Raw genomic sequence first — 15,384 nt, forward strand, 5'->3', positions numbered from 1 at the left:
TATGCCGTCTCTTTCGGTTCCTGCCGCCGAGTTCTGACGCTGCGTGGGAAGTGATGAACGCCTTTGCTGCCACCTGCCGGTCGGGCTCGTGGCAGGCGGCGGGATCACCGCCAGGTGGCAGAAGCCATCGTGCTCGGGTTCCGGGCCGGTCTGCCCTGGAGGGACCTGCCCAAGCGGTTCGGACTCTGGCAGACCGTCCACGGACGGTTTCGCCCGCTGGGCCGTCGAGGGAACCTTCGACCGCCTCTTCGCTGCGGCTCAGTCCCGGGCGGAAGTGGACTGGCTGGTCCCGATCGATGCCACGATCGTGCGGGGAGGGGGACGACAGGCACGGCCGCGGCCGGCTTCACACTGGCCTGTCCGGCTTCGGCGCGGTCCAACGGCCGGCGAAGGCAGAGTTACGGCGGGGCTTGCAGCTGTGGTCCGCCGGCGGCGTGCTGTCGGTAGGCGGCGGAGAGTTCCATCAGGTCGTTCCGACGCCGGCGCAGCAGGTCGTCGGGCTCTTGCAGGCTGGTGTCGAGTAGGTGTACGCCGTTTCGGAAGGAGTGGAAGCCGATCGACTCCCATAGAGCGGCGGTCTTCTTCGTTGCGGTTGCGCGGTAGGCGTCGGTGATGTCGTCTCTGTTGTCGGGCCACTCCCCCAGCCCGGGTTCTGCTGCGACCGCGCAGCAGCCGCCGGAGAGCCGGCGGACGGCTTCAGCGGCGAACGCGGGGCCAAGGCCGAACCCTCGCCACGGCTCGGCGAGGAAGACACGGTCCAGGATGAGCAGATCGCCCACCGGGCATTCGATGGCCTCTTCGAAGGCTGCCGAGTACTCGTCACGGTCCAGAACCGTCGAGACGATGCCTCCCAGGCCGCCCGATTCGGCATCGGCCACCATCCCGCGATCCGCTCCGGTATGGTCCCGCAACCGCCACAGGCTCAGGCGGCCAACCTCGCTGCCCTCGTCCTTCGCCCCCTCACAAGCTTGCGTGCAGCCTCCGGCGCACTGCGCGTCCTCGTCGTGGAACCAGCGCGCGGAAACACCCCAGCGCTCGAGGGTGTCCTCGAAGTCGTAGGGGATCACAGGACGGTCGTGGGTGTAGACCAGCCGCAAACAAGCCGGATCGCCCGGAAGTTCCGACACGGGACGACGCGAAACACTCATGGCGTGCACGCTAGCCGCAGGCACCGACAACGCATCGAGAACACCGCACGATCCGAACTCCACAGAGCCCAGACTGCCGAGCCCCGACCGTGCCACACCGCTACCAGCCCATCAGCCGACCCGCAAACATCCCGGCCTACCGCACCATGGCGGAAGAAGCGACGCACCATCCCTGCCGGTGCGGGGAATCAGGGGGCAAGCCCACGGCCGTCGGCTGCGGGGGCCGGCAGGGTGCGAGTCGCATGCGGCGAGGCCGTCGTCTCGTGGTGGCGCGTCAGTGGGGGCAGGACGGCCGGACCCGGAGCAGTTCGGTACGCAGTGCGGGGGTGCCGTCGACAGGCGCCGGGTCCTCAGTGGTCGGTGCGATGCCTGCGGCGGCGATCTTGTCGAGGGTTGTCAGGCCTTCGGGGCCGACGGTGCCGAACACCGTGTAGTTCGGCCGCAGTGCGGAGTCGCCGTAGACGACGAAGAACTGTGAGCCGTTCGTGTTCGGGCCGGCGTTGGCCATCGCCAGCAGTCCGCGCTCATACACACGGCGCGTGCCGGTCGGATCGGTCGGTGCAGGCGGCAGATCCACCGGGAGTTCATCCTTGTACTTGTAGCCGGGCCCGCCCTCCCCCGTGCCGGTCGGGTCACCGCACTGGAGGACCTTCAGTGTCGGATACGCCGTCAGGCGGTGGCATACCGTGCGGTCGTAGAAGCGGTGGCGGGCCAGGTGCAGGAAGCTCTGGACGGTGCACGGCGCCTTGGCCCGGTCCAGCCGAAGTGGGAGCTGGCCTTGGCTGGTCGGCACGGCCACGGCGACTGTGCCGCGGCTGGGAGTGCGCCGCGGGTCGGGCGGCAGTCCAACGGGACGGGCGGACGGCTCGTCCGGGGTCTGCGTGTACTGGCACGGACCGTGCGTGGTGCGCGGCGGAGCCGCGTTCGAGGAAGCTGCGGCAACGCTCCCCCCTGACACGACCAATGCCACGGCCGCGAACACGCTCATCAGTAATCGACTCATCTCGAACGCCCTCCCCATGCTCACCCGGTTCGGAAACGATCGCAGCCTAGGACGCCGAACCGGTTCGCGGGAGCGGACGGTGGAAAGCGGGATCGTCGATCGGCGAAGGTAGCGGGAGTCGCCACCAGCAGCGGCCAGGCCGCGCTGCACGCTCCGTAGGTGCTGCCCCATGCCGAAGTCGGTACCGTCCCGCCTCGGACGTCCAGCGCATGCAGAGGGCAGGACGGCGCCGGAGCGGCGAGCCAGCCGCAGACGGCACCATCCCCGCAGGTTGCAGAGAGCAGACGTGGTTGGGGTCGTGATGTCGGCGTACTCGTCTGTGTTCTGGCGAGATCTTCGTAGCCGGAAATCATCTCGGCCTCGAACTCGCGACTCTCCTGGTGGGCCCGATCCTCGCTTCCACCAGCTGGCAGACCAAGGACGGCGGCAACTCTCCCAGCCGACCTCACGGTCGGCAGGGAGACCCGCCAGGTCACCTGCCAGGTGACCTGGCCCCATGGCACTACCACAAACCGCTGGCAGGAAAACCACCCTCAGCACGCTCGGACCGCGGTCCGGGCACAGCTTCCGACGGCCGCCTGTCGTCCCTGCACGGCCCGAGCGCAGTGCTCTCGCGCCGCCGGCAAGTGGGCCATGGGGCGCCGAACCACCCTGCGCTCGCAGACGAAGCAAAGGGTCATCCAGCAGGCGCGAGCGCATGCAGACCTCCCGGAGTGCAAGGAGTGAGACGCACACCGGGTGGTATCGACGGCACGATCTCCCAGGGAGTGCGAGCCTTCTGCCTGCGGCGATGCATTGTCACGGCCTAGCCAAGGCCCGGCTGCAGCAGCTCACCGCCCCGCGATGAACCTCCACCGCCTCAACGCCCCGGTGGACAGGAACCCCGCGAGCCCGCACACGCATGCCTCACCTGGCAGCCCTTCGGGCCCTCGAGTAGTCACGGCAGCAGATCAGCGGTCCGCATTGCTTCCGCAGACGGCTGCGAGCTCGCTCCGGCCGGAAACAGGGCGTGTAGGAGGCCGAGAGAGGCTGAGAACTGGTCGATACCGCGACGTAGGCCAGCCCGTCGTACTCTTCGGCCAGGGTGGCTGGGCTCACGTTGAAGCGGTAAGACCAGCGCGGCACCATGGCGCCGAAACTTCGCATGTGATGCGCACCGTTGAGCCATTCCCGTACTGCCTTCGGCGCGGTGGCTGCGCTGCGCAGGTCCACGAGGTGATCGCCCGGACTGGCGGCGGCGAGCCAGGCCTCCACGGTGCCGGGGCGGGCAGGGCCGACTCTGTTGGCGACGGGGGCGCCGGCGCGGGGGCGCGACCAAGGGCCGGCCACATCCGACGGGCACGGAAGGAACCGCTACCGAACAGCAGACCGAGTGCGTAGTAGGCGTCGCCGTACCGTGCATGCAGGTGTTGCCCCATCGCCGGTATCGCGTCACCGTGACGGCTCTTGGCGATGTGCCCGTTGTGCGCCCACAGAGCGATCCTGGTGGATGGATCATCGAGAAGTTCCTCGACAGCCTCGGCCATGAACCGGTCGCGCGCGGCGAAGACAGTGTGCTCTGCATCAGTGTGCTGCCTGGCTCGCGTCACCAAGTCGGCGGCCTGTAACAGAATCCGGGTATGCCGGATAGCGTCGGCGGCTCCGGGTCCGTGTCCACGGAGGAACGCCAGCAGTTCTTCCGCATCCCTCACCAGGCGCCGCTGAGGATCAGGCTGCGATCCCTGATACGCATCGGCCAGAACGCGGAGCGTGGAGAGAAGTCCGGCCTCGCGATCCGGTGCCACCTTACGCAGGAAGGAGCCGACTACAGCCAGGGATCTGTCGCACCGTTGTGGGTCGATGCCCACGAAACGCACCTTCTGACCCTCTGGGCGGCCCCGGTTGTACGCGCGCATCCACTCGATCACCCCGAGCACCTCACGGGTCCGCCACGTCCAGAACCCAAGTCCGGCAAGCACCTGCGCGGCGTCACCGACGCCTTGACGGACGTAGGCATCCACTGCGGGGCCTGCCGATGCGCTGGCTTCCATGGCCAGGACCGTAAAACCCATCTCCTCGACGAGAAACTCCAGCAGGCGGTGCTTGAGCCGGAAGAACTCACTCGTCCCATGGGTAGCCTCCCCCAAGCCCACAATCCGCACGCCGTCGAGGACGCTCTTCAGGGGCTGCAGGTCGGCAGTGGGCATGCCCGCGGTCAGGCTGCTCAGAGGCAAGGCGTTCCGGGCCAACCAACTCGTCACCTCATCAGACATGGCTCTCCCCCTCCGTCGCCGCCGCGCCTGACGACACTATCCATACCGCCATGCCCTCAGTGAGCCTGGCCATCTTGCCCACCACACCCGGCGGCAGAGTCATCCGGGACAACCGCACGGCAGCGCCCCACGCCACGAGACGGATCTGCTGCGCCAACAGTGCCGTTCCCAGCCGGAGACAAGGCGTTTCCAAGAGTGCTGCTGACTGAGAGCTGTCCCGTTATGACCTTCGCGTCGTCTCGGGCGTGGTTCGTCGCCCCGGCCCGCCGTCCTATCCGGCGAGAGCGAGGTTGTGCATCCGGGCGATGCCGAGCACGGCCTGGTGGACACCGTCGCCCTTGAGGCGGTAGTCGCGGAGGATCTTCCAGGTCTTCATGCGGGCGAAGACGTGCTCGACCCGGGCCCGAACCTGCTTGTGCGACGTGCTGTGCTTCCCTCGCCAGACTTGGCACCGGATTCCTCCCTAACAGGAACATGCCTGCCCACACGATGACGGCGAGGCCGACCATCACCCAGCCCGCCGCGTTGCCCGTGATGAGGGTGACGATGGCGATGATCAGGCGAGTGGTGTTGTCCCTGCGGGTCGGATCTTGGTTCCGTGACGGTGGCGGTCTTGTCGTAGCGGGTGGCCAGGCCGCGCCATTGCTTGACCTTGTTGATGCACCGTTCGACGGTGTATCGCTGTTCGTATGCTTCGCGCTCGAAAGCTGGAGGGCGCCCACCACGACGGCCGAGCCGTTTGCGGTTCGCTGTATGGTCGACGGGCTGGGGGATCCACCGCCCGGATCCCACGACGCCGCAGGTAGGTGCGAATCGCGCGGGATGAGTACGCCCTGTCCGCAAGGACCACATGAGGCGTCGTCCGCGGCCTGCCGACCGGACGGGGCACCCGGATCTTCATCGTCACCCGCCACGCGAACGCATTAGCGCATGGTGGTCCGGCTCGCCGGCCAGCGCCCCCGTCTTGCGGGCTCCGGCCGCGTGCTGGTGGGCACGAACGACCGTGGAGTCGACCGCGACGACCCAGTCGAGATCACCCTCGGCATCGGCTCGGGCGCGCAACGCGGTGAAGACTCTCTTCCGGGTGTCGTCGGCCGCCCACTGTCGCAGCAGGTTGTGGACGCCCTCCCACGAACCGAAGTGCTCGGGCAGGGCCGTCCAGGGATCCCCGTGCGGTACTTGAACACGATCGCGTCAATCACCTGCCGGTGATCCCACCAGCGCCCGCCCCGCCTCGCCGTCCGATCCGGCAACCACGGCTCGATCCGCGCCCACTGCGCATTACTCAACGACACGCCCCGACGAACGACCCGCCCTTCCGAGGCAACGGCTGCCCGCTGCACCCGTCAGACGGGCCGCAGGACCTGATCAGGCTCTGCGGAAGCGGCCGCGGCGAATTCGGTGAAGCCCATGTTGCCAAGCGTCACGTTCACATGGACCGCGTGCACCTCGGCGGGCGCGGCTCGGAACTCCCGAGGCTCTGGCGACTCGATGAGTTCCTGGTAGTAGACGGGATCAAGGTCACCGTCGTCCTCCCAGACCGTCGACAGAGCCAGCACACCTCGCGTCGCCGACTCCATCGTGTGGCGGTCGGCGACGATGACGACACTCAAGTATTGGTCTTCGTCCACCGCAGCAAGAACCTCATCAGCTGTCGCCCCTGACCAATCGGGCGCGTCGACCACCTGCACCCGTGCGGGAAACTCGCCGTCCGGCCCCCAGGGCCGGCGAAGCTCCCCGACCACCGCAGTCAACGATTCGTCGTCGCTGAAGTCGGCCCTGATGACGAGAGCGTCGAACATGTCGCGTCCGACGATCTCAGGCAGCACTCGCTCAAGACCCTCCGGCATCTCCATGCTCAGGACTCTCCCACGCCTCACCGACAACTAGCTCCCTCGGGAGTGGTCCAGAGGAAACCCCCCAGTGCCGTACCGGAGGTGTCCGTCTTGGCGATCCGGTCGCGGAGGTCATAGGTGTGACAGGCGCCATTCGATCGTCTACCGCATATCGCACAAAGCAGTGGCGGACGGTCGGACCGGCTGACCGCTGGACGAGAGTCGGACTGTGCGCTGGAAGTGCGCTCGGGTTCCGCGCTCCGTGGGAGCACGCGCCGCCCGCGACCGACCAACCTGCCCGTACGCTGCGCGGGCTCGACGCCCTGGCCCCCATCAGCCGAGCGGAGACGAGGGGCGGAACTGGCCGACCGCAGAAGGCCTCATCAACCAGGCGCCGGCCGGCCCGGTCCAGAGGGCGGCGGACGCGGGAGGGCTGGCGCGCCATGACATCCCGAGGGCGGAAGGTGACCTTGCGCCGGTCCTCGGGGTGGGCGGAGAGCTGTAGAGGGGTTGTCTCTGCTCGATGGCATCGGCAGCAGTTGACCCGAGCTGCCCTGACCCTGATCTGAAAGGCGGCCACACCTATCAGCGCGGCCTGAGTCGCCTCAGGGCGACGTCCCCTGTGTCGTTAGTGAATGGGACGGTAGGGGCCCTCCAGGGTGTGTGTCGATCAGAGCGCTCCGCTCGCGGCCCACCGCCCTTGGCCTTGCGAGCGACGGGCCTGCACCTGCCTGATTTCCTGCCCGGGCTGATGAGCACGCAGCTGCCTCCTGCGAGGTGCAGGGCCGATGGGCTCCACAGCGGTACGCCGAGCCCGGCGGCTCAGCTCCCGGCTGGATGCTCGACCGGCGGCCCGCGTGGGCGTAGCCCCCGGCTGCGGCGCCGTCGATGCCCCGGATGCCAGGGCGTGGAGCGGGAGCCGGCGGGGAGCTTTGCCGTCCACGAGCGTCGCTGCGCTGGCGCTCGACGCGGTCTTCTGCGCCAAGTCGGGCCCCGGGTGTCTGGGAGGGGCGGGTGCGGTCGCGGGTGGGAATCCCGCTGCGGCACCGGCAGTTGGCCTGCGAGAGACCGCGTCGGGGCTCGGCGTCATGGTAAATTGAACGCGTTCAAGGTGCTGGATCGAGGAGGGGGCTATGCGCGTCGCCGCGCGAGACATCGTCTATCCGTGGCAGATCGGCCTGGCCGCGTGTGCCGTGGTCACCCCGCTGGTGCTCGTCACCGCCTCCGGGGAGCCGTTCTTCCTGCTCCCCTTAGTGTTCGCGACCGCGGCGCTGACCGCCGTGCCGTTGCTCCTCTATGCCCGGCCCTCCGCCTTCCAGTGGACCGCCGGGATCATCTCGGCGGTGCTGCTGCCGTGGTCATTGCTGGGCTCCTGGGTCGGCATGCTCGTCTTCTACCCCTCGGCCCCTCTGCTGCTCCTCGCAGCGCTCTCGGACCCGCGGCGACACCCGAAGACCCCTGGGCTCTTGATCGGGGCCGGTCTCGTGTTGGCAGCGGCGGTGGCGCCCTTCTCGTGGGTCGGCGGGTAGTGACGCCCTCCCTCACACCCCGGCCCCGTCCCAGCAGAACGCAACGGCGACTCGGTCGAGGCGTGGTGGAAGACACCGCCAGCACTGTCGCCTGATTCTCCGCTTCGGCGGCGGACCTCGCCCGCGGCCCCGCGCTTCCCCGGCAGGTGCCGGGGAAGCGCGGGGCCGCTGACCGCCCGGGGCGTCAGCCTCGGCGTGAGCCGCGTAGGGCCATGCCCCACATCACGAGCGAGAGGGCGCCCAGAGCGGCGACGACGAGCGGAACGGTTCTGCCCGACCCCTCCGCCATGAGTCCCTGGATGAGGGCGAGGACCGTCACCAGGGCGACGACGCCCATGAAGAGCTGCATCTTGGTCTTGGCGCTCACTGCTCGTGCTCCTGCTCTGGCGTCTGTCAGCCGTAGGTGATGAGGTCCGCGTTGTTGTAGCCGAGGAACCCGCCGACGGCGCAGCTTCCGACGACCGCGGCTCCCGTGCCCCACGGGCCGAAGGTGCTGGCCGTGGCGATGACGCCGGTCTCGGCCGCGGCCCCGATCCCGCCGACGCATCCGGTGACGGCGCCCCAGATGTCGTTGGTGTCGTCGAGGAAGTCCGCGATGCCTCCGAAGCTGAGGGTTCCCTGGGGGTCGATGCGGTTGACCGGGTCACCCTCGGCGTAGAGGTAGGGGTTCTTCTCCTGGCCGGAGGGATCGGGGCTGGTGAAGCGGCCGATGTTGGGGTCGTAGTAACGGGCCGCGAAGTGGTAGAGCCCGGTCGGGTCCTGGTGGCCGCCGGCGAACCGGTAGGGCTGGGGGACCTGTTCGGTGAACGAGCGCTGGACACCGCGGGGGCTGTACGAGTAGCTGTTGATCTTGGTGCCGGACTCGTCGGCGAGCGCGACGACCGAACCGAGCGCGTCGGTCAGGTAGTAGAAGGACTTCCCCCCGGTGGTCATGGAGTTGAGGGTGCCCCCGGGCTCCCGGTTGAATCCCGTGTCCACGCCGCCGGTGCTCTGCGCGGACAGGCCGAGCGGGCCGTTGTGGAAGAAGGTGTCGCCGAGCTTGATCCGCTCGCTCTGGTCGGTGGAGCCGTACTGGCCCGCGTAGGTCTTGCCGCCCACGGTGAGGGAGGTCATCTGCGAGTGGTCGGACCACTTCGCGGCCGTCCGGGCGCCCTCGGGCGTGGAGGCGCCGGCGGTCTCGTTGCCCAGCTTGTCGTAGGACCAGCCCGTCGTGGAGCCGTTCTTCGCGGTGATCTGCTGGGCGTCGTTGACCGTGTAGGTGGTGCCGCGCGGGCAGCCCGGGTCGACGCCCTGCGAGGTGAGGTTGCCGGCCAGGTCGTAGCAGTACTGCCAGGAGGAGGTGAGGGTGGTGCCCTTCTCCTCCTTGGCGTAGGAGAAGCGTCCGGCGTCGTCGTAGGTGTAGCTGGTCTTCAGCCCTCCGACCGCGTCGGTGCTGGTGCGGATCTTGGCGCCGTCCTTGCCCGCGTTGCTGTAGGTGTAGGCGAGGTCGACCAGGGTGCCCTTGGGCGAGGTGGCCTTGATCCGCTCGGGCCGGTTGGACTCGTCCAGGGTGACCTTCTGGACCGTTCCGCCGGGGTAGGTGGTCGTGGTGCGGGCGTCGTTGTTGTCGTACGCGTAGGTCGTGGTCCTGCCCGACGGGTCCTTCAGATGGGTGAGGTTGCCGACGCCGTTCCACGTGTAGTCGGTCACGCCGGCCGGGTCTTCGTAGGTGTCGACGTTGCCCGCAGGGGTGTACGTCAGCCGGGTCTGCGAGCCGTTCTGGAGGGTGCGCACCGTCTCGCGGGACAGCGGGTCGAAGGCGTAGTCGATGACGCCGGTGCCGTCGGAGCGCTGGGTGAGGTTGCCGTCGCCGTCGTACGCGTAGGTGACGGTGGCGTACCCGGAGGTGTCGACCTTCACCACGCGGTCGCGCTCGTCGTACTCGTAGAGAGTGGTCACGCCCCGGCCGTCCTTGACGGTGGCCGGGCGGCCGAGGCCGTCGTAGGTGTAGGTGGTGACACCGAGCGGGGAGGGCGGGGCGACCTTGGTCAGGTTGCCCTTGGCGTCGTAGGTGAAGGCGGTGGAGACCGACTTCGAGGTGCTCATCTTCGTTGTCGCCTTGCAGCGCTGGCCCTCGAAGCCGCCGCAGGTCGGTGTGGCGGGGTTGTGGTCGAAGGTCTGCGTGCCGCCGCCGGTGCCGGTCACGGCGACCGAGGTGGTGTTGCCGGCCGCGTCGTAGGTGTAGTCGGTCTTCTCGCCGTCCATGGACGTCATCGAGCCGGGCAGATCGGCCCCTGAGAGCGTCTGGTAGCCCGTGAGGGAGGCGGTCGCGCCGGTCGGCAGCGACGCCGACGTCGGGTTGGAACGGGCGTCCCACCCGTAGGCGGTGACGTTGCCGCCGGTTCCGCCGGTGCCCATGGCGTCCGTGGCCGTCTGGACGTTGTTGTTCGCGTCGTAGGACTTCGCCCGGACATGCCCGAGCGCGTCGGTCACCTTGGTGATCCGGCCGTCGGCGTCGTGCTCGTGCTTCGTCGCGTGCCCCTCGGGGTCGGTCACCGTCGTCGTGCCCGCAGCGGAGGGCGACGCGGCCGAGTGGGCGTAGGTGAACGTCGGACCCGTGTGCCCGGAACCGCCGAGGGCCGTCGCCCGCAGCATGGAGGTGACGCGGCCCTGGGCGTCGTAGGTGAAGACGGTGACACGGCCTTCGGGCGTGATGACCTTGGTGACGCGGCCGTCGGCGTCGTAGGCGTACTGGGTGGCCTTGCCCTCGGTGTCCGCCGTACGCGTCAGGTTGCCGTCGGCGTCCAGGTCGAACACGGCGGTCCGGCCGGTGTGGTCCTTGGCCTGCCACTGGTTCGGGTACGTCTTGACCAGATCCACCCATCGCCCCGAACGGGTCTCGGTGACCTTGAACCCCTTGTTCTCACCGCTCTCGTCGTGCTGGTCGACGGTGACCGTGCCGTGGTTCCGGTCCGTGACCTTCGTCAGTGTGCCGTTCGCGTCGTAGGTGTCCTTGAGGCCGGACTTGCGGTCGGTCAGCGTGTAGGTGCCGTCCGCGTTCTTCTTCAGGTCCTTGGCGTAGCCCTTGGGCGTCGTGAACGAGCCGTCGGCGTTCTTCGCGAAGCGGACGGAGGCGCCCGTGGCGTCGTAGACGACGACCTCGTCGGTGAGGAACGCGCTCAGATAGCGCTCATACTCCTGCCACCACGGGTCGGACACCTTGCCGTACGGCCCGATGAGCGAGTTGTAGGTGCGCGCCAGACGCAGCGACTTCCCCACACCGGCGATCTCGAAGTCGGTCGCGGCCAGCATCAGATTGCCGTTGGAGAGGTTGATCCGGGCGACCAGGTTGTCGGTGATCCGCACGTCGGACAACTGGTGCCAGGGCACGGCGCCTTGGCCTTCGGGTATCCAGGACAGGACGCCGACGGCGGAACGAGCCGCCTTGGCGCCGCCCGGCGTCGCGCGCCTCTCCTGCTGCGCGCGCCAGGCGGCTTCGTCGGCCGAAGGCACAGCGGCCCGCTCGCCTGCGACGGGCTTGGTGACGCCCACCTTCACCGGCGGGACAGCCAACGGCTCGGCCGCGCGGCCCCAGGCCGAACCCGGAGCAGGGTCGGTGGAGTTCGCGGCGAGCGCGGGCAAGGTGCCCGCCCCCAGCGCGAGCGCGGCCACCACCGCGGTGAAAGAGGTTCTTGCGGACATGCGGGCACGTCGAAGAGACGTGCCCGAGGCACGCGGATGCATACGCTTCCCCCCACGAGAAGACTCGCCACGGCGGCCAGAGCGGCCACCGGAGACGCACACGCTGCCACAGGTTCTTCACGGGGAACGGGGCCTGCCCGCGATCTTGCCGAACACACGGACGATAATCGGCCGAGTTCGGCGTCCTGCTCGTGGGGCGCGCAGGCCGGGACAAGCGGGCCCCGGGGGCGCCGCGGGCAGGGGCGGGGCGCACAGCGAGGGGCGCACAGCGAGGCTGAAAACTGCAGGCGCAAAGTGCCCTGCCGCTCTCGCTTCCCTCTCCCCCGCTGTCCCGTCGGTGTCGTGGTCTCGAGGACGACGAGCAGCGTGACGGCCCGTTTCGCCGAGGGCAGCATCGAGGGCAAGCGCCGGGATCTTGGTGCCCCTCGCGGCTCCCCGGGTGGCCAGGTCTGTGGTCGTGCAGACCGACCGATGGCCTGACCGGCCGTGATCAGGGCATCGGGTTCTCACCGGGTGGGAGGAAGGCGTCAGCCAGATCGGCATCCTCGACATGCCCCTGGGCATCGACCGTGATCGCCGTCGCCCGCCCCTGCGCTGTGATCAACCAGGCCAGCACCGGTTCCGTCAGCGGCGCTCCACCCGGGCCCTCGTCCTTCCAGTGCACCTTCCACCCGCCACCAGGCACCGCGGCCACGACCTGATCGGCTCGCTCCAGGTGGGAGAAGTCCTCGCAGTCCGTCACCGCACGCAAGGCTTCGTCGGGGATCGACGACCAGCGCCGTCCGGCCGTCTGATCCCAGCCCTCCTTACGCACCAGGCGGCCGACCTCCGTGTCGGTCCCACTGAAGATCGCGGTCCAGCCGGTCCATGCCCTCCGGTAGTGGTCGGACCCAGCGCGGCCACGGGTGAAGGTGGGGGTTGGCAAGCCGCGCGCGAACGAGATCTGGCGGGTCCGTCGCCAAGGGCGCCCAGGCGCGAAGGATCTACGTGCTGGTTGCGGGCGAGCGCGCCACGGATCCGCCAGTCGGGGCGGCGCAGAGCTGCGTCGATGACCGCGTCGGGCAAGTCACGGTCCCTGCACATCACCTGGCCCAGCTCGCCGGCGGCTTGATCCATCAGGCGTATCAGCGCATCGGAGGGCGCCGCCGGATGGAAGGCGAGGCCCCGCAGCCAGAGTTCACGCAGGAAGCCGGACATCAGCTCATGCTGCCACCCCGTCTCGTGCCCGTCGGTCTCGCGATCCGCCGGATACCGCCTGGGCCGGGCAGTCGACCACCGCGAGCCAGCCCCCTTCCGGCGGTCCGGGCGGCCCTGGGCGAGAGCAGCGTCACGCGCAGTCGGGGCACGCAGCAACGTGGTTGGTATGCGCGGACTTGATCAGGGTGTAGTCGGAGTCGACGGCACCACTGGAGTACGAGGCCAGGGCGGCGAGGCTCCTGTGTTCACCGTTCTTGAGGATCAACCCGGGAGCCTCAGCCGGGGCCAGGCCGAAGCCGTCGGCGGTGTTGATCGCACTGATGACGCACCACGGAACGACCTTCGAGCGTCCCAGGCCTCGTTCGGTGAGCCCCTTGGAATCGATCCGCACTCCCATGACACAACTGCGGAACGCCATCCAGGCACCGCCGGCAAGAACCACCGCGTAGATGACCAAGCCTGCAGGATCCGCAGCAACCCTCCCGCTGATCGTCGCTCCCGCGCCCAGCAGCGCAAAGACACTCCCTACGGTGAACAGGGTTATGCGCTGCCCCGGTCCGTGGAGGGTTTGAGTCGGTATCAGGGTGGTGGCGTGGAATCCATGCCCTGACCCTAGGCCGTGACCTGTACACCCTGTAGGCGTTTCACCTTCATAGGCTCAGGGACCAGTCCGTCCCTATCAGAGGTGCGAGTCTCTGGCGGCTGCGCCTTGTCAGGGAGGTGCCCCGGACCCTGCCTCGCAAGCTGTCAACCCCAGGGAGCTGAGAGAGAGGGGGTGGAAACCCCCTTGGCCGCGTTGCGTCCCGTGCCACCGCTGTCGGCGGGTCCCGGATGGGTGCCGTCGTTCCTGTGCGAGGGCGGGCGGCCGGTCGCGCACAGCAGGGGTGAACTCGGTCCGCCCACAGCTGAGGAGTCGCCGGTCCCGCCCGTTCGTCCGCATCCACGCCGGGGACACCCACGCCGCCGTACCTTCCAGGGCACATTCCGAGAATCAGGCGGTCTCCGGCGGGTCGACTAAGCGGCCGGCCGCCATGCGAGAGGGCGAGGGCGGCGTGGGCCTGCAAGGTGAGGGGCGCCGTAGGCGCTCGCCGGACAGCGGACCGAGTCGTCGATGTTCCCGTGCACCCGGCGGGCCAGGAAGGGGTCCAGGGTGTCGGCTCCCTCCCCGTCGTACCCCACCAAGCCCCTCCCCCAATGCCAGTCACTCGACGACGCGGCCAGGGCTCACCTTGGTTCCGGCCTTGCGCAAAGCCCACCCACGGGTACGAGAATCGGGTCAGCGGCCTCACACCCTGGTCGTGGTGCATCTGAAAGGCGCTGCTGAACCTACGTTCCCCGATGCTGGAGCCGGAGTCACTCCCGGCCCCGCCGCCCGCATCGACCAGAGGGGCGAGGCGGCCTGTCGCCGGGAGATTCCTCCTGAGCATCCCCACATCGAACATCGACAGTTTTGCTTGTCACTTCAGATCTCGACAGTTATTCTTGTCGCATGGACGATGTGATCCCAACCCCTGACAGGAACGACGAGAACTTCTGGACCGCCGTGATGACTCTGGTAGAGCCCGCATGGTCCGAGCCCGCCGAGGGCGACTCGTTCGCCATGGACGACAAGGTGCTGGTGGCGGTCCGGGCGCTGGCAGAGGGGATCTCGACCCGCGCTCTCGCCTATCGAGACGCCGGCAAGCCTTTCGACACCGCGCTCATGGCCGCTCCCGATGTGCAGCTGGCCATGCTGAGGTCGCTGTACGAAGCCAAACTGTCCGTCGACCGCCTGGCCGAGAGCGCAGCCACCGTCGCCGGCCGCAGCGGAGCCAACTACGCGCAGCTGGGCGCGGCCTGGGGCGGCATCAAGCGCCAGTCGGCCCGCCTCAAGTGGCCGCACGCAGTGGCCAAGAAGGCTGCCGGCGAGTCCGTTCCGCTTCAGTACGCGGGTGGCATCGCCGTCATCGACCATGACCCGGATGCCGGCGCCTGGTGGTTCACCGCCACTGCCGCGGACCAGCAGGAGAAGGAGTCCGAGGCGGTCCACGCCTCCTCCGCCGAGGCCATCGCCGGGGCGACCGAGTTCCTCTTGTCGCACGCCGACCCCGCCCGGCAGACGCGGGCCTGACCCTGCTGCCGCAGCTTCGCGCGGGGTGGAGCCGACTGGCTGCTCCGTGCCCGACTCGTTCCTGTGGGCATGGGGCGGGGTGATCTCAGGGATGCCGAGTGGGAACGGCTGGGGCCGTTCCTGTTGGTCAGTGAACGGCGTTGTCGCCGGTGACAGGATCATCGATGGGCTCTTCGCCAGGCCACCGCGTGCGTCTTTGCGTAGGCGGGCGGCCCGGCTGTCACTCTTCTCCGGAATCGTGTGGCGGATGCCCCGCCGCGCAGGCACTCGCAGACGGGACCGTTGCTGTAGGCCCTGTCGGCCGCAAGGCTCTCGGGCTTCTTGCGTGGTCGCCCCAGGCCCGGTCTGGGGACTCGGATCTTCTCCAGCACCGCGATGAACTAGGTGCAGTCAGCTCGCTGACCCGGTGTGACGATGAGGAACATCGGGCGACAGCGGCCGCCCGCACTCAGGTGGAGCTTGGTGGTGAACCCGCCGCGCGAGGGGCACAGGCCCTCGCCTCCCGTACCACCTCCACCAGGCGGGCGTCTGCCACGGCGCTTCGTCCTGATGTTCTGGCTCTTCGACCTCCTTTGACCCGGGCTCCGTCGGTGTGTCGGTGCGAGCGCCCGCCGCATGCTGGTGCGCCC

At 68.8% G+C, this 15,384-nt stretch carries 12 protein-coding genes and 3 pseudogenes; 3 read left to right on the plus strand and 12 right to left on the minus strand.

Annotated elements, in window-relative coordinates; all coding sequences use genetic code 11:
• Positions 1–63: 63 nt before the first annotated feature.
• Positions 64–447, plus strand: coding sequence for a transposase (locus ACY0MR_RS00215; protein ID WP_473558089.1), 384 nt, complete (start codon positions 64–66; stop codon positions 445–447).
• Here the strand turns inward: ACY0MR_RS00215 and ACY0MR_RS00220 are convergent.
• The 8 genes and pseudogenes from ACY0MR_RS00220 to ACY0MR_RS00255 form a co-directional block, all read right to left on the minus strand.
• Positions 399–1,148 (minus strand): hypothetical protein, encoded by a 750-nt coding sequence (locus ACY0MR_RS00220; protein ID WP_473558091.1) that lies wholly within the window; start codon positions 1,146–1,148, stop codon positions 399–401. The two genes, ACY0MR_RS00215 and ACY0MR_RS00220, sit on opposite strands and share 49 nt — an antisense overlap.
• Before the next feature lie 274 nt (positions 1,149–1,422).
• Positions 1,423–1,947 carry a peptidylprolyl isomerase gene (locus tag ACY0MR_RS00225; RefSeq protein ID WP_392864238.1) on the minus strand — a complete coding sequence of 175 codons (525 nt, stop codon included), beginning with the start codon at positions 1,945–1,947 and terminating at the stop codon, positions 1,423–1,425.
• Between the two features lie 1,110 nt (positions 1,948–3,057).
• A complete protein-coding gene (locus ACY0MR_RS00230; protein ID WP_473558093.1) occupies positions 3,058–3,480 on the minus strand; it encodes an erythromycin esterase family protein in 423 nt (140 codons plus the stop codon).
• Between the two features lie 44 nt (positions 3,481–3,524).
• Positions 3,525–4,403: pseudogene (locus ACY0MR_RS00235) on the minus strand (erythromycin esterase family protein); the annotation flags it as partial.
• Between the two features lie 271 nt (positions 4,404–4,674).
• Positions 4,675–4,845, minus strand: a pseudogene (locus ACY0MR_RS00240) (transposase); the annotation flags it as partial.
• A gap of 167 nt (positions 4,846–5,012) precedes the next feature.
• A pseudogene (locus tag ACY0MR_RS00245) lies at positions 5,013–5,310 on the minus strand (transposase); the annotation flags it as partial.
• Between the two features lie 16 nt (positions 5,311–5,326).
• Complete coding sequence (locus ACY0MR_RS00250) at positions 5,327–5,746, minus strand: transposase (protein ID WP_473558096.1); 420 nt, start codon at positions 5,744–5,746, stop codon at positions 5,327–5,329.
• 3 nt (positions 5,747–5,749) lie between these two features.
• Entirely contained in the window at positions 5,750–6,259 is a 510-nt protein-coding gene (locus tag ACY0MR_RS00255) for a DUF6924 domain-containing protein (protein WP_473558098.1), read from the minus strand.
• A 1,112-nt stretch (positions 6,260–7,371) separates the two neighbouring features.
• On the opposite strand from ACY0MR_RS00255, the gene ACY0MR_RS00260 reads away from it, so the two are divergent.
• The gene (locus ACY0MR_RS00260; RefSeq protein ID WP_392864241.1) at positions 7,372–7,767 is read left to right on the plus strand and encodes a hypothetical protein; all 396 of its coding nucleotides are present in this window, start codon (positions 7,372–7,374) and stop codon (positions 7,765–7,767) included.
• Positions 7,768–7,951: 184 nt separating this feature from the next.
• On the opposite strand, the gene ACY0MR_RS00265 is transcribed toward ACY0MR_RS00260, so the two are convergent.
• From ACY0MR_RS00265 to ACY0MR_RS00280, 4 genes are all read right to left on the minus strand, one after another.
• Positions 7,952–8,134: a hypothetical protein gene (locus ACY0MR_RS00265; protein ID WP_392864242.1), complete on the minus strand. Its 183-nt coding sequence runs from the start codon at positions 8,132–8,134 to the stop codon at positions 7,952–7,954.
• 26 nt (positions 8,135–8,160) lie between these two features.
• Entirely contained in the window at positions 8,161–11,448 is a 3,288-nt protein-coding gene (locus ACY0MR_RS00270; protein ID WP_473558102.1) for an RHS repeat-associated core domain-containing protein, read from the minus strand.
• A 490-nt stretch (positions 11,449–11,938) separates the two neighbouring features.
• The gene (locus ACY0MR_RS00275; RefSeq protein ID WP_404087019.1) at positions 11,939–12,262 is read right to left on the minus strand and encodes a hypothetical protein; all 324 of its coding nucleotides are present in this window, start codon (positions 12,260–12,262) and stop codon (positions 11,939–11,941) included.
• Between the two features lie 513 nt (positions 12,263–12,775).
• Positions 12,776–13,102, minus strand: a complete 327-nt coding sequence (locus ACY0MR_RS00280) for a PH domain-containing protein (RefSeq protein ID WP_473558104.1) — start codon at positions 13,100–13,102, stop codon at positions 12,776–12,778.
• 1,032 nt (positions 13,103–14,134) lie between these two features.
• Between ACY0MR_RS00280 and ACY0MR_RS00285 the strand changes: the two genes are divergently transcribed.
• On the plus strand, positions 14,135–14,755 hold the full coding sequence (locus ACY0MR_RS00285) for a hypothetical protein (RefSeq protein ID WP_473558106.1): 621 nt from the start codon (positions 14,135–14,137) through the stop codon (positions 14,753–14,755).
• Positions 14,756–15,384 lie beyond the last annotated feature (629 nt).

The sequence above is a fragment of the Streptomyces sp. JN8 genome (assembly GCF_055808075.1).